We start from the raw sequence: 25,953 nt of genomic DNA, 5'->3' as shown, positions 1-25,953 counted from the left end.
CAGAACCGATTGACAGGAACCTGCCGCTAGCATCGAGGGGTGTCAAAGCCCTCCCGCGATCGTTTCGATGACGTTCCCCGTTCCTCCGGACGCGTGGGAGCGCACCGCGCCGAAGCTCCCGGCATGAACGGCTGGGTCGTGCTGCTGTGGTCTTTCGTCGCCGCGCTCATCCTGATCATCGCCGGCATCTTCGGCTCGCTCGTCGTGATGGGCCGGGTCTCGCTGTTCCCCGAGGCCGCGCCGTCCGTGGTGCCGTCGCCGGTCGACACGGGGATCGTCGACCCGACCATCTCCGTGATGGTCCTGAACGGGACGCCGGACGAGGGGCTCGACACGCAGATGCGCGACACCCTGATCAACAACGGCTGGGCGGCCGACGACGTCTTCGCCGGCGACAGCTCCAGCCAGGATTTCGCCGAGACGACCGTCTTCTACGTCAACGAAGAGGATGAGGAGGCCGCGATCGGATTGGCCAATCTCCTCGGTGGCGCACGGGTCCAGCAGAGCGACTACTACTCCGGTCAGACCGAAGACGGGGAGAAGCAGTTCACCGTGGTGATCGGTCTCGATCGGTCGCCCTCCGCGCCGGAGACGCCCGCCGACGAGCCCGCCTCCTGACCTCTGGAGGGGACCCGCGTCCGGCGGCTTGCACTCGAAGGTGTCGAGTGCCAGAATGGCGTTAGCACTCTCTCACTCTGAGTGCTAAACCCAACGTCTACGTCCAGGAGGGACGAAAAAACTCATGGCAAAGATCATTGCTTTCGATGAGGAGGCCCGCCGCGGCCTCGAGCGCGGCCTGAACATCCTCGCCGACGCGGTCAAGGTGACCCTCGGCCCGCGCGGTCGCAACGTCGTCCTCGAGAAGAAGTGGGGCGCCCCCACGATCACGAACGACGGTGTCTCCATCGCCAAGGAGATCGAGCTGGACGACCCGTACGAGAAGATCGGCGCGGAGCTCGTCAAGGAGGTCGCCAAGAAGACCGACGACGTCGCGGGTGACGGCACCACCACCGCCACGGTCCTCGCTCAGGCTCTGGTCCGTGAAGGTCTGCGCAACGTCGCGGCCGGCGCCGACCCCATCTCGCTCAAGCGCGGCATCGAGAAGGCCGTCGCAGCGATCACCGAGGAGCTGCTCTCGACCGCCAAGGAGATCGACTCGAAGGAGCAGATCGCGGCCACGGCTTCCATCTCCGCTGCGGACCCCGCGATCGGCGAGCTCATCGCCGAGGCGATCGACAAGGTCGGCAAGGAAGGCGTCGTCACCGTCGAGGAGTCGCAGACGTTCGGCACCGAGCTCGAGCTCACCGAGGGTATGCGCTTCGACAAGGGCTACCTGAACCCGTACTTCGTCACGGACCCGGAGCGCCAGGAGGCTGTCTTCGAGGACCCGTACATCCTCATCGCGAACCAGAAGGTCTCCAACATCAAGGACCTCCTGCCCATCGTCGACAAGGTGATCCAGGACGGCAAGGAGCTCGTCATCATCGCCGAGGACGTCGAGGGCGAGGCTCTCGCGACGCTCGTCCTGAACAAGCTCAAGGGCATCTTCAAGTCGGTCGCCGTCAAGGCTCCCGGCTTCGGCGACCGTCGCAAGGCGCAGCTGCAGGACATCGCGATCCTCACCGGTGGTCAGGTCATCACCGAAGAGGTCGGCCTCAAGCTGGAGAACGCCACGCTCGACCTGCTGGGCCGTGCGCGCAAGGTCATCGTCACCAAGGACGAGACCACGATCGTCGAGGGTGCCGGCGAGGCTGACCAGATCGAGGGTCGCGTCACGCAGATCCGTCGCGAGATCGAGAACACCGACAGCGACTACGACCGCGAGAAGCTCCAGGAGCGCCTGGCCAAGCTCGCCGGTGGCGTCGCCGTCATCAAGGCGGGTGCAGCGACCGAGGTCGAGCTCAAGGAGCGCAAGCACCGCATCGAAGACGCCGTCCGCAACGCGAAGGCGGCCGTCGAGGAGGGCATCGTCCCCGGTGGTGGCGTCGCGCTGATCCAGTCCGGCACGAAGGCGCTCGACGCCCTCTCGCTCACGGGCGACGAGTCGACCGGCGCGAACATCGTCCGCGTCGCCATCCAGGCTCCGCTGAAGCAGATCGCGCTGAACGCCGGTCTCGAGGCCGGTGTCGTCGCCAACAAGGTCGCCGAGCTCCCCGCGGGCCAGGGCCTGAACGCGGCGACGGGCGAGTACGTCGACATGTTCGGCGCCGGCATCATCGACCCGGCCAAGGTCACCCGCTCGGCGCTGCAGAACGCGGCATCGATCGCGGCTCTGTTCCTCACGACCGAGGTCGTCGTGGCCGACAAGCCCGAGAAGGCAGCTGCTCCGATGGCTGACCCGTCGGGTGGCATGGACTTCTGATCCATCCTTCCTGACAGAACGCCCCCGGCTTAGGCCGGGGGCGTTCTGCATTCTCGGGAACCAGTCTCAGCGGAACAGGCTCGCCGAATACTGGTCGGCATCGGCGTACTGGGAGGCGGCCGATCCGAGCGAGGTGCCGATCGAGTCGAGGACCTGCTCCACATGCAGCTGGGCTCCCTGCCACTGCTCTGCACAGCCCTGGAATGCGTTGGAGGCGCTTCCGACCCAGGACGTCTGCAGTTGACGGAGCTGCGCCATGAGCGTCGCCGATTCACTCTGCAGGCGCTCGATGGTGGCTCTGACGGCGCCGTGGGCAGCGTGGACGGCTTCGGTGTCGACGGTGAAGACAGACATGGGAACTCCTTCTCGTTGAAGCTCTGACGCTAGGTGCGAGGCGGCTCCGAGAAACGTGTCCGTCGCGGGAGTTCTCGGCATCTGGGGGAACCCGATCGATCCCGTGAGCCGTGCAGAACTCTCGGCGTCACGGATCGTCCCCCCCCCCCCGTCCGTGGCGGCTGCGGGTCAGGGGAGGTCGAGCCGTTCCAACGGCTGCGTGTCCTCGAGCAGGTGCGCGGGGGTCGCGCGGGCCGGTGCGAGGGGGAGGGTGACCGTGAAGGTCGCGCCGCCGCCCGGGGTCTCCGACACCTCGACGCCCCCGTGCAGCGCCTTCATGATCGACGCGACGATCGCGAGGCCGAGGCCCGATCCCCCGGTTTCCCTCGCCCGTGAGGTGTCGGCGCGCCAGAATCGCTCAAAGATCTGCTCGCGGATCTGCGGCGGGATGCCTTCGCCATGATCCACGACCGCGATGCTCCCGGTGCCGCGGACGCGGTCGGAGTCGACGATGAGTTCGATCGGCCCGTCCTCGGGGGAGAAGCGGCGGGCATTGCCCAGCAGGTTGGTGACGACCTGGCGAACCTTGTTCTCCTCCCCGAGCACGATCGGAGGCGTCCGCACGGGGATGTCCGGGATCTCGGTGAAGTCGATGGCAGGGGCCGGCTCGGGAGCACGGGGACGGCGACGCAGACGGGAGAGAGCTGTCCGGGGGAGTCCGCGGGGAGCCGGGGACGCGGCATCCTGCGGTTGCGGGGAGGGAGCGATGCGCAAAGGAGTCGTGGCCGGGGCGCCGACGGTCCGGTCGATCACGGTGACCGTCCGGCCAGGAGCGGCGGCGCGCAGGTCGAGTGCAGCGTCACGTGCGATCGGACGCAGATCGAGCGGGACGATCTCCGGTTCCCGCTCCTCGTCCAGGCGCGCCAGTGCGAGGAGGTCCTCCACGAGGACGCCCATCCGGATCGCTTCCTTCTCGATGCGCTCCATGGCTCTGGCGGTGTCCTCCTCGCCCTTGATCGCGCCCATCCGATAGAGCTCCGCATACCCGCGAACGCTCACGAGGGGTGTGCGCAACTCATGGCTGGCGTCGCCGATGAAACGTCGCATGTGCTGCACGGTCCGGTCGCGCTGCGCGAGCGAGCGGTCGACACGATCGAGCATCGTGTTGATCGCCGCGTTCAGACGGCCGACCTCCGTCGTCGGCTCGAGATCGGTGAGGCGCTGCCGGAAGTCGCCGGCGGCGATCGACATGGCGGTCGCCTCGACCTGGCCGAGTCTGCGGAAGGTCAGGGTGACGAGGCCGCGAATGAGCAGCGCGGCGACGAGGATCGTGATCAGGGCGATCGTGATGTAGATGCCGAAGTACTGGCTGACGATGCGATCCGCTGGTGCGAGCGGCAGGGCGACCAGCTGGATGCGGAGCGCGCCCCCGCTTCCCTCCGAGCCCACCACGGCGACCGCGGCGTGGAAGACCTCGCCATCGGGTCCTGCGAGCTCGATCGGGGTGCGTTCGGAATCGGCGGTCGCCTTGGCGAGCGAATACTCGGAGGGGAAGAGGGGCGACGGGCCGGAGGTGCCGCGCGCGGTGGCCCGCAGCACACCGGTCGCATCGTAGATGGCGAAGGAGAAGTCCCGCGGCTGCTCTTCGCGCGGTGTGTAGGTGGTGGTTCCGTCCACCGTCGCGGTCTCGAAGTACCGTTCCACGAGATCACTGGAGACCAGCGCGGGAAGCTGCGCATCGATGTTCGCGACGAGGGCGTTGCGCAAGATCGGCACCGTTCCGATGCCTGCCACCAGCAGCCCGAGCGCCAGAACGGCCACCGTGACTCCGGTCACCTTCGCCCGGAGACTGATGCGCCGCCACCAGCTGGTGACCGCATCGGGCTTGTGCGCCATGCGGTCCTCCTCGGTGCGGCGAACACGCCGCTGTGCGGCGTCGAGTGGTGGTGGCCCGGGGGTCAGGCCGACTTGCCGACCTTCAACATGTATCCGAAGCCGCGCTTCGTCTGGATCAGCGACTCCTCGGTGTGGGGATCGATCTTGCGGCGAAGGTACGAGATGTAGCTCTCGACGATGCCCGCGTCACCGTTGAAGTCGTACTCCCACACGTGGTCGAGGATCTGCGCCTTCGACAGCACACGGTTCGGGTTGAGCATCAGGTAGCGCAACAGCTTGAACTCGGTCGGGCTGAGCTCGATCGGCTCCTTGCCCACGTGGACGTCATGGGTGTCCTGGTCCATCGACAACTCGCCGGCACGGATGATCGACTCCTCATCGGCCTGCATGGTGCGGCGGAGGATCGCCTGCGCTCTGGCCACGATCTCGTCGAGGCTGAACGGCTTGGTGACGTAGTCGTCACCGCCGGCGTTGAGACCCTCGATCTTGTCGTCGGTGCCGTCTTTCGCCGTCAGGAAGAGGATCGGGGCGGTGAACCCGGCGCCGCGGAGGCGCTTGGTCACGCTGAACCCGTTCATGTCGGGGAGCATGACGTCCAGGATGATCAGGTCCGGTTCCTCTTCGAGGACGGCCGAGATCGTGGCGGCGCCGTTGGCGACCGTCTTCACCTGGAATCCGGCGAAGCTGAGACCCGTGGAGAGCAGGTCGCGGATGTTGGGTTCGTCGTCGACGACCAGGATGCGCGGAGCAGTCATGTCCCCATTATGGTGACTCCGGCCATGCGGATGCTGACTATTGTGCGGAACGGCGTGGAGTCGCGCTCTCCCGGCAGGCCGCCGACGCGCTCGTGACCCGCGGGAAACGAGATCATTCCGGGGTGGGAGGAGAGGCACAGGTGAACAGGCCAGGATTGAGACATGAGCTCGAACGAGGACGCGTCCGCCGCCCCCGCCCCGCCCACACTCTCGCCTGCCGCGCAGATCCCGTACCACCGCCTGGCGCACCTGCGACCGCGATATCGCTGGTGGCGGCCGCTCCTGACCGGGCTCGTCGCCCTCGCGTTCTACGTCGTCCTCCTCCTCGTCCTGACGGTGCCCATGGTCGTCGCAGCGGTGGTGATCCCGGGGTGGGGCGACGAGATGATGGTGCTCCTCACCTCCGTGCGGTACTTCGACCTCGACCGTCCCTGGCTGCTGATCGCGCTGGTGCTCCCCTTGATCCTGATGATCCCCGCCCTGCTGCTGGCATCCCGGGTCGTGGAGGGCCGTGGCGTCGGGCTGCTGTCCTCGGTCACGGCACGACTGCGGATGGGGTGGCTCTGGAAGAGCCTCCTGCTGGCGCTCGCGGTGTTCGCCGTGTACTTCGCCGTCGTGCTGGGGTGGTCGGCGCTCGCCGGAGAGGCCGTGGTCGCTGACTTCTCGCACCCCGGACTGTGGATCATGGTCCTCCTCGTGCTGCTGCTGATCCCCTTCCAGGCAGCCGCAGAGGAGTACGTCTTCCGCGGCTACCTCATGCAACTGGTCGGCAGCTGGCTCCGGCATCCGGCCTTCGCCATCCTGCTGCCCGTCCCCTTGTTCGTCCTCGGCCACGGCTACGACGTCTGGGGCGCTGCGAGCGTGGGGGCGTTCGCGATCGTCGCCGCCTGGCTGACCTGGCGGACCGGCGGTCTCGAGGCGGCGATCTCACTGCACATCGTCAACAACGTGCTCATCTTCCTGCTCGGATCCGTCGCCCTCGTCGATGCGAACGCCACGTCGGGGACGGCGGCGGACCTCGTCGGCTCGATGATCGCGATGGTCGTGTACGCGGTGCTCGCCGACCGCTGGGCGCGACGCCTCGGTGTCACGCGCACGGCGACGGCGCCCGTGCCCGCACCGGCCCGGCACGAGGGGACCCATCATCTGCCGCGCGTCCTGCACGGCTGAGCGGCTCGACCTCCGGGGAGGTCGAACGGACGAGATCAGGCGGCGAGGGCGTCGGAGTCCATGATCGTGTAGCTGTAACCCTGCTCGGCGAGGAAGCGCTGCCGGTTCTGGGCGTAGTCCTGATCGATGGTGTCGCGGGCGACGAGGGTGTAGAAGCTCGCGGTGTGTCCGGACTGCTTCGGGCGCAGCAGGCGTCCGAGTCGCTGGGCCTCTTCCTGGCGCGATCCGAACGAGCCGGACACCTGGATGGCGACGGACGCCTCCGGCAGGTCGATCGAGAAGTTCGCGACCTTCGACACCACCAGGAGCGAGATCTCGCCCTCGCGGAAGGCCCGGTACAGCTCCTCGCGCTCGTCGACCGGCGTCGCCCCGGTGATCTGCGGAGCATCCAAGGCCGCCGACAGCGACTCGAGCTGATCGAGGTACTGGCCGATCACGAGGATGCGCTCGCCCTCATGCTTGGCGATGAGCTCGCGCACCGCCGTCACCTTGGCCGGCGCGGAAGCGGCGAGCCGATAGCGTTCGTCGTCGGTCGCCGCGGCGTACTCGAGCCGGTCGCTCGGCGGGAGGTCGACGCGCACTTCGTAGCAGGCGGCGGGGGAGATGAACCCCTGCGCCTCGATCTGCTTCCACGGCGCGTCGAAGCGCTTGGGCCCGATCAGGCTGAAGACGTCTCCCTCGCGCCCGTCCTCGCGGACCAGGGTCGCGGTCAGGCCGATGCGGCGGCGGGCCTGCAGGTCGGCGGTGAGCTTGAACACGGGGGCCGGGAGCAAGTGGACCTCGTCATACACGATGAGGCCCCAGTCGAGGGCATCCAGCAATGCCAGGTGCGCGTACTGGCCCTTCCGCTTCGCGGTGAGGATCTGATACGTCGCAATGGTGACGGGCTTGACCTCTTTGGCCTGGCCGGAGTACTCGCCGATCTCCTCAGGGGTCAGGCTCGTGCGCTTGAGCAGCTCGTCGCGCCACTGCCGGGCCGACACCGTGTTGGTGACGAGGATCAGCGTGGTGGTCTTCGTCGCGGCCATCGCCCCGGCGCCGACGATCGTCTTCCCCGCACCGCAGGGGAGCACCACGACGCCCGAACCGTCCTTCGAGAAAGCATCGACGGCATCCTGCTGGTACGGACGGATCTCCCAGCCGTCTTCGGCGAGGTCGATCTCGTGCGGAGTGCCGGGGGTATAGCCGGCGAGGTCCTCGGCGGGCCAGCCGATCTTCAGCAGCTCCTGCTTGATCTGTCCGCGTGCCCAGGCATCGACGACGTACGTCTCAGGGCTCGGATGACCGATCAGCAGAGGCTGGATGCGCTTGTTGTTCGCCACCTGCGCGAGGACGGCAGGATCCGACGAACGCAGGATCAGGGTGCCTTCGTCATCACGCTCGATGACCAGCCGGCCGTAGCGATTCACCGTCTCACGCAGATCGACGGAGACGGAGGGCGGCACCGGGAATCGCGACCAGCGGTCCAGCGTCTCGAGCATGTCGTCCGCGGTGTGCCCGGCGGCACGGGCGTTCCACAGACCCAGCCGGGTGATGCGATACGTGTGGATGTGTTCGGGAGCGCGTTCCAGCTCGGCGAAGATCGCGAGTTCGTGGCGGGCGCTCTCGGCGTCGGCATGGGCCACTTCGAGCAGCACGGTGCGATCGCTCTGGACGATCAGGGGGCCATCAGACATAGCTGACCAGTTTACCGGTCGCGCGAGGCACGGGGCCTACGGCGCGACGATCGTCGCAGCGCGGATGCTCGATACGGGAAGGGTGCGCTCCACGTCGGCGGCGCGATCGCGCCCGCGCAGCCGTCCGCCGCCCATCCCCGTCGCCTCCAGGAGAAGCTCTCGCGTCGAGCCGTCCGGCATGCCGACGGTCACCTGCAGCACGGACTTCGTCCGTACCGCGGCCTCGAGCTCGCGATCGAGCCAGGCGGCGTCGGCGTCCGGTCCTTGGTGCGACCGCAACCGGGCGATGAGAGGGCTCAGGTCCGACGCGTCGGTGTGTGCGGCATCGGACGCGGGGGCCGGGTGGCGCTCGCGGATGAGGAGGGCACCGTCAGGCCCGACCAGGGTCGCCGGGTACCGCGCATCCGTGAGCGCCCAGTACACGGTGTCTCGGCCGACCCGGGTGGTGAGCGACCCGACGTGTGCGGTGAGAGCGAGCGGCCGCAGGGACTGGTCGACGGCCATCGTGTCGATGAGGTGTCCGTCTGTGCTCTCGATCCGCGTGCGGCCGGTCTCCTCGTCCGTGGAGACGCGGACCAGACCGTGTCGTTGCGCCGTCTGCGCGATCAGGTAACTGAGCGGCTGCGGGATGCCCGTGAGCGAGAGGGTGCCGAGGAAGTCGAGGATCGACTGCTCCGTCTCTCCGGTCGCGAAGGCGTGTGCGACGGACTCCGCAGTGAAACGGTAGGACGAAGCCTGCGCCGCGGACTCCCGGGCGGCGATCGTGCGCAGCCGCACGTCGAGTGCGGGTTCCAGCGGGCCGGGGGCGATGGCCGTGAGGTCGTTCTGCAGGAAGATCCGGTCGACCTCGGCGGGAAGGAGTCTCGCGAGTGCGTCCGTCTCCGCGGCGTCGCCGCTGCGCAGTGCCGCGGCCCACTCGGGTTCGGTGCCGTCTTCGGCGATCAGGCCGAGCAGGCGGGCCGCGTCGTGCAGTGCCTCAGAGCGCTCCGGCCAGCCCTGGTCCCAGGGGTGAGCGTCGAGCCACGACTCCGGCGGGATCCATCCGCCGTCCGCGGACCGGATTCCGCGCGGAAGGGCATCGCGAAAAGAGCGTGCCAGCACGCTCCAGCGCTCGACGGCCGAGGAACGCAGCCATTCCTCTGCGGACCGGCTCGATCGAAGACGGCGGTCGGCGGAGACGGCGAGACCTGCCTGGAGGGCGATGGATGCCAGGGTGTCGACCAGTTCCCCCGGTACACCTGCTTCGGTGAGCTGACGCTTCTCGCCTGCGTTCACACCGCCGCCGGTGAGCAGCGCGAAGGGACGCTCCCGCGCGATGAGGAGGAGGTCTGCGAGCACGGCCACCGTCGTGAAGGCGCGTTCGGCCGCGTGCGCCGAGGCGGCGTCGGAGGAGCGGGGCGGAACCGGTCGATCCGTCACGGGCTCGGGAGAAGGTCGTCCCGCGATCGCGGCGGTCACGGGTGGATACGGTGTGCCGTCGGGGCGCAGCAGAGCGAGCGCTGTCAGACGTTCCTGCAGGGCACCGGCAGAAGCGCCCGATGTCGTGTCGGTGAGGGCCCTCGCCTCGGCCGCGGTCAGCGCGGGGAGGACTTTCGCCAGCGACGCCGGGTCGAGCAGCGCCTCAGCCGCGTCGAAGAAGTCCTGCCAGGCCGCGTCCGGTCGCACCCGACGCGCGGTGAAGAGCCGTCGGAGGTCGTCATCGCTCGCCGCTGCCAGCCAGTCCGCCAGCGGTCGTGCGTGAGTGCTCATGGCCGATTCCTCACGAACGCGTGGAAGCGCGTCCCTTTCGGACGAAGCTCATGATGAGGAGCGTGAGGATCATCAGGAAGGCGACGGGGAGGCCCCAATAGGGGATCGCCGCGATGAACGGCCACGCTCCCTCGCCGAAGGCGCTCTGGTCCATGCCGACAGCGGTCCCGATGATGATGGCGAAGAAGCACACCACGGAAGCCGCGGCGATACCGAGCGCGGTGAACGCCAGGAAACGATCCAGCCGGCGGACGGGAACCTCCGGTTCGGAATTCTGCGTGCTCATCCGCCTCAGCCTACTCTCACCGACACCATCGGATCGGCGAAGCCCGCGACCGGTAGGCTGGGAGTACGCGCACCAGCGCGTCAATGGTTCTGCATATCGATCTCAGCGAGGTTCTCCCATGCCCACCGGCAAGGTCAGGTTCTACGACGAAGACAAGGGTTTCGGCTTCATCGCCAGCGATGACGGCCAGGACGTCTTCCTGCACGCCTCTGCGATGCCTGCGGGTGCCGCGGTGAAGGCGGGTGCGCGCGTGGAGTTCGGCGTGGCAGACGGCAAGCGCGGCCTCCAGGCCCTCTCGGTGCGGGTGCTCGAGGCGCCGCCCAGCCTGTCGAAGGCCAAGCGCAAGCCCGCCGACGACATGGCGATCATCGTCGAAGACCTCGTGAAGCTCCTCGACGGCATCGGCGGAGACCTGCGCCGCGGACGCTACCCCTCCTCCGGACACGGCCGCAAGATCGCGGCCGTCCTGCGCAAGGTCGCCGATGACCTCGAAGCCTGACGCCGACGCCCGTCTCATCGGCGCCCACGATCTCGCGCTGGCAGCTTTGCGCGAGATCACCCCTGCGTCCTCCATCGGACCGGCTGCCGGCTACCTCCCCGAGGACGACGGCTCCGTCTCGCTGCGATTCGAGAACCGTCTCGCCGGCTACCCCGGGTGGTACTGGACGGTGACGATCGCCCGAGTGGACGACGAGGACCCGACGGTCCTCGAGGTCGAACTGCTCCCCGGTGAAGGTGCTCTCCTCGCGCCGGAGTGGGTGCCCTGGGCCGAGCGGCTGGCGGAGTATCGCGCACACCAGGCCGAGCTCGCCGAAGCGGCCGCGGCGGACGGTGACGGAGAATCGCCCGACGACGAGCTGGACGACGACGCGGACGACGATCTCGACGAGGACCTCGACGAAGACGAGGATGACCTCGATGAGGGCGACCACGTCTCGGACATCCTGCATGCGGGTGACGTCGACGGCGTCGACATCGATGAGCTCGACGATTCCGTCGCCGAAGCCGACGCGGACGCGACCGAGGACGACGACGCCGCGGACGAAGACGAGGACGACGAAACCGAGGACGACGAAGCCGGCGCCCTCGATGAGGACGCCGGCGAGGTCGACGAAGAGGAGTGAGCCCGGGCGCTCAGGCGCCCAGGTTCTCCAGCACGTACTCGATGGAACGGGTGAGCTGGCGCACGTCGTCCGGCTCGATGGAGACGAACGTCGCCACGCGCAACTGGTTGCGACCGAGCTTGCGGTAGGGCTCCGTGTCGACGATCCCGTTGGCGCGGAGCGTCTTCGCGATGGCGGCGGCGTCGATGCTGTCGTCGAAGTCGATCGTCGCGACCACGGGTGACCGGTGCGCGGCATCGGCGACGAACGGAGTGGCGACCGACGACGCTTCCGCCCAGTCGTAGAGCACCGAAGAGGACTCCGCCGTGCGGGCCGCGGCCCAGGCGAGTCCTCCGTTGTCGAGGATCCACCGCAACTGGCTGTCGAGCAGGTGCAGCGTCGTGAGGGCCGGGGTGTTGAGCGTCTGGTTGAGGCGCGAGTTGTCGACCGCGTTCTTCAGGCTGAGGAACTCGGGGATGTACCGGTCGGTCGCGGCGATGCGTTCGATGCGTTCGATCGCGGCGGGGGAGACGGCGGCGAACCAGAGGCCGCCGTCCGAACCGAGGTTCTTCTGCGGTGCGAAGTAGTACACGTCGGCCTGGGCGGCATCGAAGTCGATTCCGCCGGCAGCGCTCGTCGCGTCGATGACGGTGAGCGCCCCCTCGGCGTCGACGCGGGCGATGGGTGCCGCGACTCCGGTCGAGGTCTCGTTGTGGGGCCAGGCGTAGACGTCGACACCCGGCACGGGCTCGGCGACGGTCAGCGATCCCGGCTCGGCCTTGCGGACATCGGGAGCCTCGAGCCACGGAGCCCCCGCAGCGGCGGCGAACTTGCCGCCGAACTCACCGAACACGAGGTTCTGGCTGCGGCGCTCGATGAGTCCGAACGCAGCGGCATCCCAGAACGCGGTGGATCCGCCGTTGCCGACGATGATCTCGTATCCCTCGGGAACGCGCAGTAGTGCAGCGAGCTGTTCGCGCACGCTTCCGACGAGGTTCTTCACCGGGGCCTGGCGATGCGATGTCCCCAGGATCGAGGCTCCCGAGGCGGCCAGGGCCTCGAGTTGCGCGGGGCGCACCTTCGAGGGGCCGCAGCCGAAGCGGCCGTCAGTGGGCAGGAGGTCACGGGGAATCTCGATCGCCATGGCTTGATTCTAGGGGGCGAGCGGTGGGCTCCCGCACCGTGCACGGATCCGATGTCCGTCCGGGAATGTAGGCTTGCCTAAGAACCTCGGAGGGCCTGCACATGACCGATCTGATCGACACCACGGAGATGTATCTCCGCACCATCCTCGAACTCGAGGAGGAGAACATCGTGCCGCTGCGCGCGCGCATCTCCGAGCGCCTGGGCCACTCGGGTCCCACGGTTTCGCAGACGGTCGGGCGCATGGAGCGCGACGGTCTCGTCATCGTCTCCGAAGATCGCACGCTCGAGCTCACCGACGCGGGGCGTCGCAAGGCCGTCGACGTGATGCGCAAGCACCGTCTCGCCGAGCGCCTGCTCTCGGACGTCATCGGGCTCGACTGGGCGTTCGTCCACGAAGAGGCCTGCCGGTGGGAGCACGTCATGAGCGAGCAGGTGGAGCGCCGCTTGGTCGAGCTCCTCGGCCACCCGACCGAGTCGCCCTACGGCAACCCGATCCCGGGCCTCGACCAGCTCGGCGACATCCCCGCTCGTACCTTCGACGAAGGCGTCATCGGTCTCGTGCAGCGTCTGAACGCGGCGGGGGAGCCCGTCGAGGGCACGGTCCGCCGTCTCGCCGAGCCCGCGCAGGTCGACCCCGAACTGCTGGAGCAGCTCCGCGACGCCGGCGTGGTGCCCGGCGCGCACGGTGACTTCCGTTTCAGCGAGGGATACGTCCTCATCCAGATGGACGGCCAGACCGATGGACTCGAGCTTCCTGTCGAGCTGGCTTCGCACATCTTCCTGGTGGGCGAACCGGCCTGATCCTCCGCGGGATCCCGGCGTGGAGAAGGACCCCGGCCGGGCCTCTGCGATGATTGTCAGGTTCCTGGGGTGACACGATCGTTATCTTCCGGTAACCTCGGTCGAGTCGCCAGCGAAGAAGCCCGCTGGAGACGCACCGCGAAGATTCGCCTTCCAGGCTCGTCGTCTTCACGGCAGGAACGCACGAAGTACCCCGAGCTACATTCATGCCACGAGAGCAGAGTGCCGACGAGCCAGCGCTACCCGAAAGCGCGAGGGCCCAGGAGGACCACGTTTTGGCCGCAGACATCGAACCGACCGCGAAGAAGACATCTGAAGACCGAGTACCAGCCCGCCGGACCGGCGCGCGCGTGGGTGCTCGCAAGGCTCTGAAGCCACTTCGTTCCATCGCCATCTTCGGGGCCGTCGGTGCACTGGTCGCCGGGATCGCGCTTCCGGCCTTCGCCTCGCCGAAGCCGACCGAAGCCGCCGCGACGACGACCCTGCAGCAGCTCGCCGCGGTCGACGCGCAGTCCCTCGTCGTCGCCTCGCAGGCCACTGCCGCACCGTTGAGCCGTGGAACCTTCAGCGCCACGACTCCGGAGGAGATCGCGAAGAAGAAGGCGGAGGAGGCCGCAGCCGCTCGTGCCGCCGCCGCGACCACTGCGTCCGCTCAGTTCAACTCCGCGGGTTACGCCCTCACTTCGCCCGGGTCCGGCGAGGTCCGGTACCCGCTCCCGATGGGCTCCTGGAACGTCAGTCGCACGATCGGCGGCGGCCACAACGGTGCCGACATGCTCGCTCCCGCTGGCACCCCGATCTATGCGGCCGCGGCGGGTGTGGTCCGCGCCTCGGCGGAGAGCATCGGCGGCTACGGCGTGTGCATCATGCTCGACAGTGTCGTCGGTGGTCAGCGCGTGCAGACCACCTACGGGCACATGATCTACGGCTCGCGTCAGGTGCAGGTCGGCCAGACGGTCGCCGCGGGGCAGCTGATCGGCTACGTGGGCAGCACCGGACGATCGACCGCGAACCACCTCCACTTCGAGGTCTGGATCAACGGCGGACTCGTCGAGCCCATGTCGTGGCTGTCGGTCAACGCCGGCTGATTCTCCGACACGTTCTCCCTCATTCACCCGCTGTTTCGCCCTGCATCCAGGGAGATGGGTTAGCCTGATCCCGTTGTCGAACAGCGGGGAGAGGCAGATGGAGCGAATACCGACCATCCGAACCATGGATGCCCTCGGTCGTCACGTCCTTCTGCATAGCCCGCAGGGATGCCACGGCGTTGCCGTGCGCGAAAGGCGCTGTCTTTAGACGGCGCCTTTTTTCGTCCCTGCGATCGCTCTGCCACCTGCGCGACCTCGTGTGAGTCGAGAGTGCCGGGAAGCCGTCCCGGCGGATCGAGAGGATGACGAATGCGCACACTGGTCCTGAATGCCGGATACGAGCCGCTCGCGATCGTGTCGTTCAAACGAGCCCTCGTGCTCGTCATGAACGACAAGGCGACCGTTATCGAACGCGTGGAAGACGACCCCGTCTGGGGCACCCACGGTGTCTACGATCGTCCCGCGGTCATCATCCTCGCCCGGTACGTCCGGGTGCCGACGAGCAGACGAGTGCCGGTCACGCGGCGTGGCGTGCTCCGTCGCGACAATCACCGGTGCGGCTACTGCGGGAAAGCCGCCTCCACGATCGACCACGTGCTGCCGCGTTCGCGTGGAGGCGCGGACTCCTGGGAGAACCTCGTCGCCTGCTGCCTGCGCTGCAACAACGTCAAGAGCGACCGCACCCCGCAGGAGATGCGCTGGCAGCTGCGATTCACGCCGCGTCCCCCGCACGGCACGGCCTGGACGGTGCGGGGAACCGAACGCAGCGACCCGCGATGGGAGCCGTACCTGGCTCTCGCCGCCTAGCCAGGGGCGCCGAGGGCGCGCTCTCGAGTCACGTAGACTTGACGCGCGCCCTCGTAGCTCAGGGGATAGAGCAGCCCTCTCCTAAAGGGCAGGTCGCAGGTTCGAATCCTGTCGAGGGCACCCAACGAGGTCGTCGCTTCCCGCTGTGGGGCGGTGCGTCTCAGTCCTCTCCGCGCCGCCAGAGCTTCGAAGGCCACCAGATCGCTTTGCCGATGTCGTAGGTCAGGGCCGGCACGAGCAGAGAGCGGACGACGAACGTGTCGAGCAGCACTCCGAAGGCGACGATGAACGACAGCTGGACGAGGAACAGGATCGGGATCACGGAGAGCGCGGCGAACGTCGCGGCCAGGACCAGACCCGCCGACGTGATCACGCCCCCCGTGATCGAGAGTCCGCGCAGGATCCCTTCGCGCGTGCCGTGCGCCTTCGACTCCTCGCGCACACGGGTCATCAGGAAGATGTTGTAGTCGATCCCCAGCGCGACCAGGAACACGAAGCCGAAGAGCGGGACGGCGGGGTCGGCACCGGAGAAGTCGAAGATCCCGTTGAACACGAGCGCCGAGACTCCCATCGCCGTGCCGAACGACAGCACTGTGGTGAGGATCAGCAGGACAGGGGCGAGGACCGAGCGCAGCAACAGCATCAGGATCACCATGATCACGACGAGGATCACCGGGATGATCAGGTTGCGGTCGTGGATCGACGCGTCGTTCGTGTCGATGGACGTGGCGGTGACTCCGCCGACGAGGGCGTTCGTGCCGTCGAGCTCGGTCCGCAGCTCGCGCACCGTGGCCGCGGCGGCTTCGGAGTCCGCCGCGTCCGTGAGCGTTCCCTGGAGGAGCACCTCGCCGTCGACGGTCGTCGGCTCGGGGACCGGCGTCCCGGGAGGACCGACGGCTGTGATGCCGTCGGCCGTCACGGGCGCGCTGCCGCTGGGGGAATCCGCCGCGGTGACCGAGACCGCATCGACGCCGTCGTTGGCGAGGAGCACGTCGGCGACATCCTGCAGGCGGTCCTCGTCGACGACCACGTACACGGGGCTGCCGGATCCGCCGGGGAAGTGTTCACCGAGCGCGACCTGTCCGTCACGGGCCTCCGAGGCGCCGAGTACCAGCTCGGACTGCGGAACACCGTTGGCATCGAGCTGGGTCACTCCGGCGGCTCCGGCCAGGAGGACGAGTGTGGTCACGATCCAGATCACCCGAGGGCGGCGCTTGATCACGCCGGCCAGCCGAGCCCACAGGCCCGTCGTCCTCATGCCGTGCTCGGCGGCGACGACCTCGGGCTCGAAGTGCGGGCGTCGTGGCCAGAACACCGCACGGCCGAAGAGCAGCAGGAGCGAGGGCAGCAGCGTCAGCGCGGAGAGCATCGCGAACACGATGCCGATCGCGGCCACGGGGCCGAGGGTGCTGTTCGATTTCAGGTCGCTCAGCAGCAGGCAGAGGAGCCCGGCGATCACGGTCCCACCCGAGGCGGCGATCGGCTCGACCGACCCCTTCCAGGCGGCGAGCAGCGCCACGCCCTTGTCCTGGGAGACCCGCAGCTCCTCCCGGAAGCGTGCCACGAGGAGCAGGGCGTAGTCGGTGGCGGCGCCGATCACGAGGATGAAGAGGATGCCCTGGGTCTGGCCACTGAGCAGCAGCACCTCGAACTTCGCGAGCCACCACACGACCAGGAGTGCCACGCAGAGCGCGAACAGGCTCGTGGACAGCACGACGAGGGGCAACAGGAACGATCGGTAGACGAGCACCAGGATGATCAGGACGGCGAGGAGCGCGACACCGAGCAGCAGGCCGTCGATGCCGGCGAAGCCCGCGACCAGATCGGCGCTGAAGCCGGCTGGGCCGGTGATGTACACCGTGATGCCGTCGGGGACGGCGCCGCGCAGCTCGTCGCCGAGAGCCGCCGTCGCATCGGCGAGTTCCGCGTCGCTCTCGATCGGGATGAAGGCCTGGACGGCTTTCCCGTCCTCGGAGGGGAGCGCTGGAGAGACGTCGTCGCCGACGCCCTCCACGTTCGGTGCGTCCGCGACGGCGTCGGAGATGGCGTCCAGCGCGGAAGAGGTGAGCGCGTCTTCCGAGGTGAACACTGCGATGGCCGGGATCGAATCGCTGTCGTTGAACTCGCCGAGCAGTTGCTGGACCTCGGTGGCCTGCGCCGACTCCGGCAGATAGGTCGTCTGGTCGTTGGACGACACCTCGTCGACCTTGCCGAACAGGGGACCGCCGAGCGAGGCACCCACCAACCAGACGAGGATCAGCGCCACCGGAAGGAACACGCGTACCCAGGAGTGGCGTCGTGAGCGCTCCCTGATCGGTGGAGTCGGCGCGGAGTCGGGGCGGGACATCGTGTTCCTCTCGGAAGGGTTTCTGTTGTCGGGGAGGGTCAGGACACCCACGCGAGGATGAGGATCATCGTCGCGAGGAAACCGGCGAAATAGTTCAGCGCGATGAAGCGCCGCCAGGCCCGGTTCGTGGCTGCCGAGCCGGCGTCGTCGACGTTCCACCACGGTGCCGCGTTCATCACATAGGGCAGTGCGAGCACCGCGGCGAGCGGTCCCGGCCAGGGAGTCAGGAGCATCGCGGCTCCGGCGAGCACCCACAGCGACAGGGACAGTCGTACGGTCGCCCTCGCCCCGATCACGGTCGCGATCGAGGAGATCCCGGCTTCGCGGTCCGGTCCGACATCCTGCACGGCACCGAAGGCATGCGCTGCCATGCCCCACAGGAAGAACGCGACGAGGGTGAGCGTGGTGGCGGCCGTGACGGATGCGCCGGCCAGCGCGAGCCCGACGATCGCCGGGCTGACGAAGTGCGTGCTCGACGTCATCGAATCGAGGAACGGCCGCTCCTTGAAGCGCAGCACCGGTGCGGAGTAGGCGATCACCGCGAACACGCTCACGGCCAGCCAGAACCAGGACGCCGGGTTGCCGACGATCACGAGGTAGGCGAGGAACGGGATGTTCGTCCCTGCCGCTGCCCAGAGGGTGGCGCGATGGATGCGCGGTGCCAGGAGCGCGCCCTCGATCCCGCCCTTACGCGGGTTCGCGAGGTCGGACGCGTAGTCGAAGACGTCGTTGATGCCGTACATCGCCAGGTTGTACGGGATGAGGAAGTACAGCGTGCCGACCAGCAAGGTCACATCGAGCTCACGGGTGGTGAGCAGGTAGGCGGCTGCGAAAGGGAACGCGGTGTTGATCCAGCTGATGGGTCGCGACGACAGCAGGATCTGCGCGAGATCCCGTCCGAGCGTGCGGGATGGTGTGGCTCCGGCGCTCATCCGTGCTCCTCGTCGGTGTTGCGGTCCTCGCGTGCCCGCCGTCGCGCGCGCAGTTCGGCCCACACGGCGGGAAGGAGCAGGGCACCGGCCAGCGGGTAGGCGAAGTCCTCGACGGGGGCCAGCCCGATGTGGATGCCGAGCAGCGGACCTTGCGCGTAGTGGAACAATCCGCTCGCGATCATCACGGTGTCGAACACGGCGGTGAGGACGAAGAGCACCAGCACGGTGAGCAGCACAGCGGCCGGGAGCGGTCCCCGGCGTCGGCGGAGAAGCGGCAGGATGACACCGACCACGACGGCGACGAGCAGGAAGCAGGCGGCGAGTTGGATGTAGCTCATGACGCACCCGCCCCTGCACGACGGTTTTCACGCCAGCGCGTGATCAGGCGTTCGGCCCCGGTGTAGATCACCATCGTGCACACCACGAGGAACAGCAGGAACACGGGTTCTTCGATCGGCAGTTCCGGCGCGAGCACGATCCCGGTCGCGATTGCGCCGTCACCGCGGAAGAAGATCCCGTTGGCGATGCCCGCCACATCCCACAGGAGGAAGAAGACGAGCCCGACGACCGTCACGACCGTCGCCGACACGGCATCGCGCCAGAAGAAGAGGCGGAACCGCCAATCCAGCAGGAGCATGCAGCCCAGCGACAGGAGAAGGGCCGCCAGGTACACCATGCCCATCAGGAGGCCTCCGTCCCGACAGCGGTGGGCACGGGAACGGGGAGCGGGCCGGGGGAGTGATCACCGCGGATGCGCTTGAGGACGATCTCCGCACTGATGAGGCACATCGGGACGCCGACACCCGGCGCGGTGGTGGCCCCGGCGTAGAACAGGCCCTGCACACGCCGGGAGGCGTTCTGCGCGCGGAACATCGCACTCTGGGACAGGATGTGCGCCGGCCCCAGCATCCCTCCGCGCCAGGAGTGGTAGTCGTCCTGGAAGTCCGCGGGGCCGATCGTCTCGCGCACCACGATGCGTTCGCGCAGATCCGGGATCCCGGCCCAGGTGGCGATCTGATCGATCGCGGCATCCGCCGCGCTCTCGACCGCGGGTGATCCCGTCCCGTCGGGTCCGCCGTGTCCGAGTTCGACGTCTGCCGGGACCGGGATCAGGACGAACAGGTTCTCATGGCCCTCCGGAGCGACATCGGGATCCGACGCGCTCGGTCGGCACACGTAGGTCGACGCCGGATCGGGAACGGTCGGGGTCGCTCCGAAGATCGCGTCGAAGTTGGCGTCCCAGTCATCGGTGAAGAACAGGGAATGATGCGGAAGCTCAGGCAACGAGCCCCGCACTCCCAGCATCACGAGCACCCCGCCGGGCCCGCTGGTACGCCGTGACCACCAGGACTCGGGGTAGGTCTGCAGGGAAGGCGGCAGCAGCACGGTCTCGGTGTGGTGCAGGTCCGCGGCCGAGACCACGATGTCGGCGTGCTCCACGTGTGCGACGCCCGCGTCGTCCGTCCAGCCGACGCCGGTCGTGTGCACGCCGTCGGGGCCGTCCTGCGTGTGGATGCCGGTGACATCAGCTCCGGTCACGATCCGCGCCCCCGCAGCGCGAGCCAGCGCGTCGATCCGTTCGACGACGCGCCAGAAGCCGCCTTGGGGGTAGCGCACGCCCTGATCGAGGTCGAGTGCGCTCATGAGGTGGTACATCGCAGGAGCGGTGCGCGGGTCGGTGCCGAGGAAGACGGCGGGGTAGCCGAGGATCTGTCGCACGACCGGATGAAGGAATCGCTGCTCCGCGAACGACTGCAGTCGGGTGCCGAGGAGCGTGAACAGCCGGGGGAGCGCCCGCAGGACCTCCGGGGCGGCGAGAGTGCGCATGCGGGTGAACGGGTTGTACAGGAAGTACTTCTCCGCCATCGCCGCTGCGTCGCGCGCGGAGTCCAGATACGCGTCGAGGGCGGGACCGGAGCCCGGCTCCAGCTCGTCGAAGAGCTCGGTGACCGCGTCACGTCCCGCGGGGACGCTCACCGACCCCGAGGACCGAGGCGAACGGAACACCCGATATCCCGGGTCGAGCGCAGTGAGGTCGAGCTGCTCCGACGTCGAGGTCCCCATCATCGCGAAGAAGTGATCGAACACCTCCGGCATCAGGTACCACGAGGGCCCTGAGTCGAAGCGGAACCCGTCCCGCTCGATGGATCCTGCGCGCCCGCCGACGCGGTCATTCTTCTCGAGGACGACGACCTCGTGCCCGTCCTTCGCCAGGAGGCCGGCCGTCGCGAGGCCGGCGACGCCCGCACCGATCACCACCACGCGGCTCATCGGTCCCGCTCCCACGTCGTCACGATCACGGCGCGACCCGCGAGCACGGCCTTGATCGGATCCGGCACACGAACGCGTCGGCGGTACAGCACCTCCACGGGCGTCTTCGCCACGCGTCGGGTGAGCGCGGCGAACAGGGCGAGTGCGCTCCGCACCGCGGCGCGGGCATCCTTCGGGAGGAGGGGGATGGCGGCTTCGGCATCCGCCAGCTGCCGGAACACCGTCGCCACCCAGGCATCGCGGTCCGCATCCGTCAGCCGCGCGGACCCCCCGAGATACCCGCGGTGGAGCCGGTCCGTGTCGTCGGCGAGATCGCGGAGGAAGTTGACGTTCTGGAACGCGGCGCCCAGCTGGCGCGCACCGCGGCGGAGCGTGCGGAGCTCTTCGTCCGTCCGATCCGCCCCCCGAAGGAAGACCTGGAGGCACATGAGTCCGACCACCTCGGCGGAACCGTAGACGTAGTCGGCGTGGGCGTCGGCATCGTAGGCCGTGAAGTCGGCGTCGTCGGCGAGGTCGGCGCTCATCGAGGCGAAGAAGGGCCCGGTCAGGTCCTCACCGATACCGCACTCCCGTGCCGTCCGCGCGAAGGCGTGCAGGATGAGGTCACTGCTGTAGCCCGTCCGCATCGAGCGGTGCGTCTCTTCGATGTAGGAGGCGAGCGCCGCCGTCTGCGCAGTGCTGTCGAGTCCGGCCTCGGCGGCCACCCCGTCGACGATCTCATCGGCGATGCGCACCATGGCGTAGATGTTGCGGACGTGCTGACGATGACGTCTGCCGAGAAGCCGGGTGGCGAGGCCGAACGAGGTCGAGTACGTGCGGATCACATCGGTCGTGGCGATCTCCGCCGTGCGGTTGAAGCGCCGCAGCGCGGTGTCGTCCGTGCGATCAGCCGGTTCCGCGGTCATCGGCGGCGCCCTTCGACGCGGGACGCGTGAGCGCGGATCGTCTGGGCAGCCGCGGCGGGGAGCGTACCGTCGGACTCCGCGGCGGCAAGCGCGGTGGACACCGCATCCAGATGCTCGTCGATGAGTCCGAGGACGAAGCTCTCGGCACCGCACGCGCGCAATTGATCTCGGGCTTCGGACCCCTCCGAGACGGTGAGTTCGGATCTGCCGAAGTGCACCTCGATGCTCTCCCAGTGCGCCGTCATGCGGGCGTAGGCGATGATCGCCGTCTCCTTGCCCTCGCGCAGGTCGGAGTAGGCGTCCTTGCCGTGTTGTCCGGGGTCGCCGAACACGGAGAGCAGATCATCCTGCAACTGGTAGGCGAGGCCGAGATGCCGACCGATCTCGCTGAGCTGTTCCTCGGCGGCGGGGGATGAGCCCGCGAGCACGGCGGCGGCGCGCAGGGGGAGCACGAAGGAGTAAGTCGCCGTCTTGTAAGTGCTCGTCGCGAGGATGGTTCGCAGATCGGGCGCGATCACGCCGTCGCTCAGTGCGACGTCGGCATGTTCTCCGGCCACGGTCTCGAAGATCGTCTGCTCGAGCAGTGAGAGCAGGCGCCCACGGGCGTCGGCGGAGACATCGGCTCGCGCGAACCCCAGCACGGCCGAGGAGAGAAGCATGTCCCCGAGGAGGATCGCACTCGAGCGCGCCCAGTGCAGTGCGGGCTCGACGTGAGTATCGGCGTGGGCCGCGACCAGAGCGCCGATCAGGTTCGGACCGCGCCGCCGGGTCAGGTCGCCGTCGATGACGTCGTCGTGCAGGAGGAAGGCGAAGTGGAGGAGCTCGACGTGTGCGGCCACATCGATCGCGCACGCGGTCTCCCGCTCCGACAAGGGGGAGGGGGAGAGTGATTGCAGAAGGTCGATGAGGAGGCGAGGACGGACGAGCTTTCCGCCGAGAGCGTGCTGCGCGGCGGCGCGCCAGAGTCCGACGAACTCCGCTCCGTATTTCTCGGCAGCCGCGCTGCGCTCCGAGAAGCGGTGGCGCAGAGCTTCTTCGATGCGCGTCCCGAGGTCCTCTTCCGTCACCGTGCCGCTCATCGGTCAGACCTCGCCGAGTCGTCGAAGAATCGGAAGCTGCTCGACGAGCCAGGGGCTGAAGGCGAACGGGGTGTGCGTGATGCCCTCGACGAGAGCGGCCACGTCGACCCAGATCCACTCGGACACCTCGTCGGGGTTCGCCGAGGGCCGGCCGTCGATGACGGCGACGTGCACGGGACAGATCTCGTTCTCGACGATCCCGCTCGCGTCCACGGCTCGGTAGCGGTAGTCGGGGAGGACGAGGCGCAGGTCGGTGAGATCGATCCCGAGCTCGTGGACACCGTGCCGCCGGACGGCATCGAGCATGTCCTCCTCGGGGCGGGGGTGACCGCAGAAGCTGTTCGTCCACACACCCGGCCAGGTCTTCTTCGCCAGTGCGCGACGAGTGAGCAAGAGGCGACCGTGCGTGTCGAGGACGTAGCAGGAGAACGCCAGATGCAGCGGGGTGTCGCGGGTGTGGACGTCGCGCTTCGGCAGCGTGCCCACGGCGGTCCCGTCTTCGGCAAGGAGGGTCACGTCATCCATGGCATCTCCTTGATTCCGAGGCGTCCGGTGTTTCGCTAACTTGGTAAGTAGTCAACTTAGCATGAAACTGTTGGTGTGTAACATGATCGCATGGACACGGAGCCCGGCACCACCCCGCAGGAGAGCGCGGAGGAAGTGTTGTCGAACGGTGACCCCAGCGAGAGTGGGCACGAGAAGACTCCCGATGGACTGACGCATTCGGCGATCTACGACGTCGACGCCAGTGATCCGCGCAGCACGCTCGTGGACCGGCAGGGTGTGCCACCCGAGGAGCTGCGACAGATCGCCCGGCTCATGGAGTCGCTCGCGAATCTGCGAGAGGCGGAGCAGAAGCTCTCACAGGCGTCCCGGCGCTACATGCGGCTCAATGAGACCGACATGCGTGCGCTGCACTACTTGATCGTGTGCGCGAACCGGCAGCTGGTCGCAACCCCCGGGGGCATCGCGCACCACCTCGGTGTCTCCACGGCGGCGACGACGAAGCTCCTCGACCGGTTGGAGAAGGGCGGGCACATCACGCGGGCGCCGCACCCCACCGACCGACGGGCACTTCATATCGCCATCACGCCGGAGACGCGATTGGCTGCGATGGAGACGGTCGGCCGTCAGCAGGCCAAGCGCTTCTATTCCGCGGCGCGCCTCAGCCCTGCGGAAAGGGAAGTCGTCATCCGATTCCTCGCGGACATGACCGAGGAGATCACTTTGCGGGACGAGCCGTGGGTGAAGGAGACGGCCGAATAGTCTTCCCCGAAGGGATGACTCGGTACGAGATCAGTGTGCGGCGTTGTACGCGTCGACGATAGGCGCGGGAATTCGTCCGCGCTCGGAGAGGGCGTGGCCGTTCTCCTTGGCCCATGCGCGGATCGCCGCGACCTCCGGATTGCGGGCAGGGCGCTTGCGCGAAGGCGACGTGCGGGTCGCGGCGGAAGAACCGGCGCGGCGTCCGGCGGAGATGTACGGCTCGAGAGCCGCGCGCAACTCCTCGGCATGGGACGAATTCAGATCGATCTCGTAGGAGGTGCCATTCAACGAGAAGTGGACGGTCTCGCCTTCACCTACTTCGAGGACACTGCCGTCGATGTCGTCTACCAGCTGATGCACAATTCTTCTCGCCATGAATGCGAATATATGTCATCCGGCGAAACCGAGCAACCGGACAATAGCGAATTGACATTCATGCGGTGAATATGTTCACGGGAGGAGACCTGCACGCCGTGCGCGCGTGACGGCGGCATGTCGCGTGGAGGCGTCGAGTTTGGACATCGCCGTGCCGAGATACGCCTTGATGGTGCCCTCGCGCAGACCCAGTTGCGTCGCGATCTCCGCGTTGGTCGCACCCATCGCGGCGCAGGCGAGCACGTCGGTCTCCCGTGGAGAGAGGCGAACGGTGGGGATCGGACTGGTCGAGACGGCCGGATCGTCGCCTGCGAGGGTGACGAGACGCTGCTCGACCCGCGCGATGCGCGCACGGAGTTCGGCGTCATCGAGGGAAGCCGCGATGCTGCGCAATTCGGCGAAGCTCTCCCGGAGTTCCTCACGCTGTGGCGGGGCTACGGCATCACCCCCGCCGGTGTTCGACTGGATCCGCCGCTGGACCTCGTCACGGATGCGCAGCTCGTCGGCGACCGACTGCGCCACCTGCATGGCAGGTGCGGTGGTCACGCCGCCGACCTGTTCCTCATCCCACCCGCCGGCGTAGAGGACGCCGCGGGGGCGGCCCTGCACGATGATCGGCAGGGCGAGGAGCGTGCGCAGGCCTTCACCGAGGACGAACACGTCGTAGTCATGGGTGATCTGCTGGGACGAGCCGTAGTCGCTCGTCATCCGCGGGCGCAACTCCATCATCGCTCGTCCGCCCAGTCCGCGCTCCGGGCGGACGCGCAGTCCGTCCAGCGAGCGGGTGCGTGCGCCGACGATACTGGTGACGCTCACGACGCCCTCTTCGATGAGACCGCCGAAAGCGACGGGGAAACGAGTTCGTCTGGCGAGCTCGCGCACGGCATTGGCGACGAGTTCGGTCTCGGATTCGAGGGTGGCGGGAGCGCTCACGATTACCTGCTTCCGGGTGACGACTGCGTGCCCCGTTTCGTAGCGTCGACTTTATCACCCGGCTTTCTTCTCCCCTGGCGTCAGACGTGGACCCGGCGGCCTACTCGCCGGGTCCACGTCTCGCGCCACGCGGGGTCAGCCGGCTTCGAGGTCGAGCAGGAACCGCTTGCGTTCGGGGTGTGCGCCGTAATGCCCAGGGCTTCCATCCGAGCGCACCACCCGGTGCACGGGAACGATGATCGAGAACGGTGTGAGCCGACACGCGGTGCCGACGGCGCGAGCGGCGCCGGGGTGTCCTGCCATCACGGCGACGTCGCCGTAGCTCATCGTCTCTCCCCAGGCGATGCCACTGATGGTCTGCAGCGCGGTGCGCGCGAAACCGTCGGTCAGGCGCCAATCGAGCCGGAGGTGCTCCTGGAAGGCGACCGGTGAGCCGTCGAAGTACTCGGCGAGCAGGTGCGCGAGCTCGTCGGCGGCGCCGGGGTCGGGTTCCGGGACGGCGTGCAGTTGGCGGGCGACCCCTTCGAGGAGCCAGGGGACGTGCGGGTCTTCGGACTCGGAGAGGTCGAATCGTACGATGCCCTCGTCGGAGAACACCGCGAGGGCGTCGCCGAACGGAGTCGGAGCGAAGTCGTAGCGGAAGGTCATGGCACCATCCTGACCGGCGACAGCG

The 25,953-nt window shown here is 68.1% G+C and carries 27 protein-coding genes and 1 tRNA gene; 10 read left to right on the top strand and 18 right to left on the bottom strand.

Features of this window, described 5'->3' with window-relative positions; translation table 11 throughout:
- Nucleotides 1-39 precede the first annotated feature (39 nt).
- Nucleotides 40-618: a LytR C-terminal domain-containing protein gene (locus LRQ07_RS12770; protein WP_256534829.1), complete on the top strand. Its 579-nt coding sequence runs from the start codon at nt 40-42 to the stop codon at nt 616-618.
- A gap of 124 nt (nt 619-742) precedes the next feature.
- Nucleotides 743-2,362, top strand: coding sequence for a chaperonin GroEL (gene groL / locus LRQ07_RS12765; protein WP_047521477.1), 1,620 nt, complete (start codon nt 743-745; stop codon nt 2,360-2,362).
- Nucleotides 2,363-2,428: 66 nt separating this feature from the next.
- Here the strand turns inward: groL and LRQ07_RS12760 are convergent, their stop codons facing one another.
- From LRQ07_RS12760 to LRQ07_RS12750, 3 genes are all read right to left on the bottom strand, one after another.
- Nucleotides 2,429-2,716, bottom strand: a complete 288-nt coding sequence (locus LRQ07_RS12760) for a WXG100 family type VII secretion target (RefSeq protein WP_131491493.1) — start codon at nt 2,714-2,716, stop codon at nt 2,429-2,431.
- Nucleotides 2,717-2,884: 168 nt separating this feature from the next.
- Nucleotides 2,885-4,591, bottom strand: coding sequence for a sensor histidine kinase (locus tag LRQ07_RS12755; protein ID WP_256534828.1), 1,707 nt, complete (start codon nt 4,589-4,591; stop codon nt 2,885-2,887).
- Nucleotides 4,592-4,653: 62 nt separating this feature from the next.
- A complete protein-coding gene (locus LRQ07_RS12750) occupies nt 4,654-5,346 on the bottom strand; it encodes a response regulator transcription factor (protein WP_047522533.1) in 693 nt (230 codons plus the stop codon).
- Between the two features lie 162 nt (nt 5,347-5,508).
- Between LRQ07_RS12750 and LRQ07_RS12745 the strand changes: the two genes are divergently transcribed.
- Complete coding sequence (locus LRQ07_RS12745; RefSeq protein WP_256534827.1) at nt 5,509-6,516, top strand: CPBP family intramembrane glutamic endopeptidase; 1,008 nt, start codon at nt 5,509-5,511, stop codon at nt 6,514-6,516.
- 35 nt (nt 6,517-6,551) lie between these two features.
- Here the strand turns inward: LRQ07_RS12745 and LRQ07_RS12740 are convergent, their stop codons facing one another.
- Genes LRQ07_RS12740 through LRQ07_RS12730 form a run of 3 tightly spaced genes read right to left on the bottom strand, consistent with a single transcriptional unit; the run spans nt 6,552 to nt 10,227 of the window.
- Complete coding sequence (locus LRQ07_RS12740; RefSeq protein WP_047522531.1) at nt 6,552-8,192, bottom strand: DNA repair helicase XPB; 1,641 nt, start codon at nt 8,190-8,192, stop codon at nt 6,552-6,554.
- Nucleotides 8,193-8,228: 36 nt separating this feature from the next.
- Complete coding sequence (locus LRQ07_RS12735; protein WP_256534826.1) at nt 8,229-9,941, bottom strand: helicase-associated domain-containing protein; 1,713 nt, start codon at nt 9,939-9,941, stop codon at nt 8,229-8,231.
- A gap of 10 nt (nt 9,942-9,951) precedes the next feature.
- The gene (locus LRQ07_RS12730) at nt 9,952-10,227 is read right to left on the bottom strand and encodes a hypothetical protein (protein ID WP_047522527.1); all 276 of its coding nucleotides are present in this window, start codon (nt 10,225-10,227) and stop codon (nt 9,952-9,954) included.
- 118 nt (nt 10,228-10,345) lie between these two features.
- Between LRQ07_RS12730 and LRQ07_RS12725 the strand changes: the two genes are divergently transcribed.
- Entirely contained in the window at nt 10,346-10,726 is a 381-nt protein-coding gene (locus tag LRQ07_RS12725; protein WP_047522525.1) for a cold-shock protein, read from the top strand.
- The gene (locus LRQ07_RS12720) at nt 10,710-11,351 is read left to right on the top strand and encodes a DUF3027 domain-containing protein (protein ID WP_256534825.1); all 642 of its coding nucleotides are present in this window, start codon (nt 10,710-10,712) and stop codon (nt 11,349-11,351) included. Before LRQ07_RS12725 ends, LRQ07_RS12720 begins: the two co-directional genes overlap by 17 nt.
- Before the next feature lie 10 nt (nt 11,352-11,361).
- Here LRQ07_RS12720 and serC read toward each other — a convergent pair whose 3' ends face one another.
- Complete coding sequence (gene serC, locus LRQ07_RS12715; RefSeq protein WP_256534824.1) at nt 11,362-12,474, bottom strand: phosphoserine transaminase; 1,113 nt, start codon at nt 12,472-12,474, stop codon at nt 11,362-11,364.
- A 101-nt stretch (nt 12,475-12,575) separates the two neighbouring features.
- Between serC and LRQ07_RS12710 the strand changes: the two genes are divergently transcribed.
- From LRQ07_RS12710 to LRQ07_RS12695, 4 genes are all read left to right on the top strand, one after another.
- Nucleotides 12,576-13,277 (top strand): metal-dependent transcriptional regulator, encoded by a 702-nt coding sequence (locus LRQ07_RS12710; RefSeq protein ID WP_047522511.1) that lies wholly within the window; start codon nt 12,576-12,578, stop codon nt 13,275-13,277.
- 350 nt (nt 13,278-13,627) lie between these two features.
- On the top strand, nt 13,628-14,365 hold the full coding sequence (locus LRQ07_RS12705) for a M23 family metallopeptidase (RefSeq protein WP_052193458.1): 738 nt from the start codon (nt 13,628-13,630) through the stop codon (nt 14,363-14,365).
- 309 nt (nt 14,366-14,674) lie between these two features.
- Nucleotides 14,675-15,172, top strand: a complete 498-nt coding sequence (locus LRQ07_RS12700) for an HNH endonuclease (protein ID WP_047522501.1) — start codon at nt 14,675-14,677, stop codon at nt 15,170-15,172.
- 47 nt (nt 15,173-15,219) lie between these two features.
- Nucleotides 15,220-15,292 (top strand) — tRNA-Arg (locus tag LRQ07_RS12695).
- Between the two features lie 40 nt (nt 15,293-15,332).
- Here LRQ07_RS12695 and LRQ07_RS12690 read toward each other — a convergent pair.
- From LRQ07_RS12690 to idi, 8 genes are read right to left on the bottom strand one after another with little or no spacing between them, the layout of a single operon-like run.
- The gene (locus LRQ07_RS12690; protein ID WP_256534823.1) at nt 15,333-17,519 is read right to left on the bottom strand and encodes an MMPL family transporter; all 2,187 of its coding nucleotides are present in this window, start codon (nt 17,517-17,519) and stop codon (nt 15,333-15,335) included.
- Between the two features lie 38 nt (nt 17,520-17,557).
- A complete protein-coding gene (locus LRQ07_RS12685) occupies nt 17,558-18,451 on the bottom strand; it encodes a prenyltransferase (protein ID WP_256534822.1) in 894 nt (297 codons plus the stop codon).
- A complete protein-coding gene (locus LRQ07_RS12680) occupies nt 18,448-18,789 on the bottom strand; it encodes a lycopene cyclase domain-containing protein (RefSeq protein WP_153244563.1) in 342 nt (113 codons plus the stop codon). Before LRQ07_RS12680 ends, LRQ07_RS12685 begins: the two co-directional genes overlap by 4 nt.
- The gene (locus LRQ07_RS12675; RefSeq protein ID WP_047522494.1) at nt 18,786-19,133 is read right to left on the bottom strand and encodes a lycopene cyclase domain-containing protein; all 348 of its coding nucleotides are present in this window, start codon (nt 19,131-19,133) and stop codon (nt 18,786-18,788) included. Before LRQ07_RS12675 ends, LRQ07_RS12680 begins: the two co-directional genes overlap by 4 nt.
- Nucleotides 19,133-20,722, bottom strand: a complete 1,590-nt coding sequence (crtI, locus tag LRQ07_RS12670; protein WP_256534821.1) for a phytoene desaturase family protein — start codon at nt 20,720-20,722, stop codon at nt 19,133-19,135. Before crtI ends, LRQ07_RS12675 begins: the two co-directional genes overlap by 1 nt.
- Nucleotides 20,719-21,627: a phytoene/squalene synthase family protein gene (locus LRQ07_RS12665; RefSeq protein ID WP_047522490.1), complete on the bottom strand. Its 909-nt coding sequence runs from the start codon at nt 21,625-21,627 to the stop codon at nt 20,719-20,721. The genes crtI and LRQ07_RS12665 overlap by 4 nt, the downstream gene beginning before the upstream one ends.
- Nucleotides 21,624-22,706, bottom strand: a complete 1,083-nt coding sequence (locus LRQ07_RS12660) for a polyprenyl synthetase family protein (protein ID WP_256534820.1) — start codon at nt 22,704-22,706, stop codon at nt 21,624-21,626. The genes LRQ07_RS12665 and LRQ07_RS12660 overlap by 4 nt, the downstream gene beginning before the upstream one ends.
- 3 nt (nt 22,707-22,709) lie before the next feature.
- Nucleotides 22,710-23,231 carry an isopentenyl-diphosphate Delta-isomerase gene (gene idi / locus LRQ07_RS12655; RefSeq protein ID WP_256534819.1) on the bottom strand — a complete coding sequence of 174 codons (522 nt, stop codon included), beginning with the start codon at nt 23,229-23,231 and terminating at the stop codon, nt 22,710-22,712.
- A gap of 90 nt (nt 23,232-23,321) precedes the next feature.
- Here idi and LRQ07_RS12650 point away from each other — a divergent pair, with 90 nt between their 5' ends.
- The gene (locus LRQ07_RS12650) at nt 23,322-23,972 is read left to right on the top strand and encodes a MarR family winged helix-turn-helix transcriptional regulator (RefSeq protein WP_232763767.1); all 651 of its coding nucleotides are present in this window, start codon (nt 23,322-23,324) and stop codon (nt 23,970-23,972) included.
- A gap of 30 nt (nt 23,973-24,002) precedes the next feature.
- Here the strand turns inward: LRQ07_RS12650 and LRQ07_RS12645 are convergent, their stop codons facing one another.
- From LRQ07_RS12645 to LRQ07_RS12635, 3 genes are all read right to left on the bottom strand, one after another.
- The gene (locus LRQ07_RS12645; protein WP_047522476.1) at nt 24,003-24,347 is read right to left on the bottom strand and encodes a histone-like nucleoid-structuring protein Lsr2; all 345 of its coding nucleotides are present in this window, start codon (nt 24,345-24,347) and stop codon (nt 24,003-24,005) included.
- Nucleotides 24,348-24,422: 75 nt separating this feature from the next.
- Nucleotides 24,423-25,280, bottom strand: coding sequence for a LuxR C-terminal-related transcriptional regulator (locus LRQ07_RS12640; RefSeq protein ID WP_256534818.1), 858 nt, complete (start codon nt 25,278-25,280; stop codon nt 24,423-24,425).
- Nucleotides 25,281-25,415: 135 nt separating this feature from the next.
- Nucleotides 25,416-25,928 (bottom strand): methylated-DNA--[protein]-cysteine S-methyltransferase, encoded by a 513-nt coding sequence (locus LRQ07_RS12635; RefSeq protein ID WP_256534817.1) that lies wholly within the window; start codon nt 25,926-25,928, stop codon nt 25,416-25,418.
- Nucleotides 25,929-25,953: the final 25 nt, after the last annotated feature.

Origin of the sequence: Microbacterium sp. J1-1 (assembly GCF_024498615.1) — a bacterium.
GTDB lineage: Bacteria > Actinomycetota > Actinomycetes > Actinomycetales > Microbacteriaceae > Microbacterium > Microbacterium aurugineum.
Note: the sequence above shows the minus strand (reverse complement) of the source record. Positions and strands in the feature narration are given on the sequence as shown.

Bases quoted from the DNA above. Each gene is read 5' to 3' on its own strand.
- LRQ07_RS12740 (WP_047522531.1), bottom strand. From the start codon at position 8,192: ATGTCTGATGGCCCCCTGATCGTCCAGAGCGATCGCACCGTGCTGCTC.
- idi (WP_256534819.1), bottom strand. From the start codon at position 23,231: ATGGATGACGTGACCCTCCTTGCCGAAGACGGGACCGCCGTGGGCACG.
- LRQ07_RS12750 (WP_047522533.1), bottom strand. From the start codon at position 5,346: ATGACTGCTCCGCGCATCCTGGTCGTCGACGACGAACCCAACATCCGC.
- LRQ07_RS12675 (WP_047522494.1), bottom strand. From the start codon at position 19,133: ATGGGCATGGTGTACCTGGCGGCCCTTCTCCTGTCGCTGGGCTGCATG.
- LRQ07_RS12660 (WP_256534820.1), bottom strand. From the start codon at position 22,706: ATGAGCGGCACGGTGACGGAAGAGGACCTCGGGACGCGCATCGAAGAA.
- LRQ07_RS12755 (WP_256534828.1), bottom strand. From the start codon at position 4,591: ATGGCGCACAAGCCCGATGCGGTCACCAGCTGGTGGCGGCGCATCAGT.
- LRQ07_RS12665 (WP_047522490.1), bottom strand. From the start codon at position 21,627: ATGACCGCGGAACCGGCTGATCGCACGGACGACACCGCGCTGCGGCGC.
- LRQ07_RS12635 (WP_256534817.1), bottom strand. From the start codon at position 25,928: ATGACCTTCCGCTACGACTTCGCTCCGACTCCGTTCGGCGACGCCCTC.
- LRQ07_RS12745 (WP_256534827.1), top strand. From the start codon at position 5,509: ATGAGCTCGAACGAGGACGCGTCCGCCGCCCCCGCCCCGCCCACACTC.
- LRQ07_RS12730 (WP_047522527.1), bottom strand. From the start codon at position 10,227: ATGAGCACGCAGAATTCCGAACCGGAGGTTCCCGTCCGCCGGCTGGAT.
- LRQ07_RS12650 (WP_232763767.1), top strand. From the start codon at position 23,322: ATGGACACGGAGCCCGGCACCACCCCGCAGGAGAGCGCGGAGGAAGTG.
- LRQ07_RS12690 (WP_256534823.1), bottom strand. From the start codon at position 17,519: ATGTCCCGCCCCGACTCCGCGCCGACTCCACCGATCAGGGAGCGCTCA.
- groL (WP_047521477.1), top strand. From the start codon at position 743: ATGGCAAAGATCATTGCTTTCGATGAGGAGGCCCGCCGCGGCCTCGAG.
- LRQ07_RS12710 (WP_047522511.1), top strand. From the start codon at position 12,576: ATGACCGATCTGATCGACACCACGGAGATGTATCTCCGCACCATCCTC.
- LRQ07_RS12645 (WP_047522476.1), bottom strand. From the start codon at position 24,347: ATGGCGAGAAGAATTGTGCATCAGCTGGTAGACGACATCGACGGCAGT.
- LRQ07_RS12680 (WP_153244563.1), bottom strand. From the start codon at position 18,789: ATGAGCTACATCCAACTCGCCGCCTGCTTCCTGCTCGTCGCCGTCGTG.
- crtI (WP_256534821.1), bottom strand. From the start codon at position 20,722: ATGAGCCGCGTGGTGGTGATCGGTGCGGGCGTCGCCGGCCTCGCGACG.
- LRQ07_RS12735 (WP_256534826.1), bottom strand. From the start codon at position 9,941: ATGAGCACTCACGCACGACCGCTGGCGGACTGGCTGGCAGCGGCGAGC.
- LRQ07_RS12700 (WP_047522501.1), top strand. From the start codon at position 14,675: ATGCGCACACTGGTCCTGAATGCCGGATACGAGCCGCTCGCGATCGTG.
- LRQ07_RS12760 (WP_131491493.1), bottom strand. From the start codon at position 2,716: ATGTCTGTCTTCACCGTCGACACCGAAGCCGTCCACGCTGCCCACGGC.
- LRQ07_RS12725 (WP_047522525.1), top strand. From the start codon at position 10,346: ATGCCCACCGGCAAGGTCAGGTTCTACGACGAAGACAAGGGTTTCGGC.
- serC (WP_256534824.1), bottom strand. From the start codon at position 12,474: ATGGCGATCGAGATTCCCCGTGACCTCCTGCCCACTGACGGCCGCTTC.
- LRQ07_RS12685 (WP_256534822.1), bottom strand. From the start codon at position 18,451: ATGAGCGCCGGAGCCACACCATCCCGCACGCTCGGACGGGATCTCGCG.
- LRQ07_RS12720 (WP_256534825.1), top strand. From the start codon at position 10,710: ATGACCTCGAAGCCTGACGCCGACGCCCGTCTCATCGGCGCCCACGAT.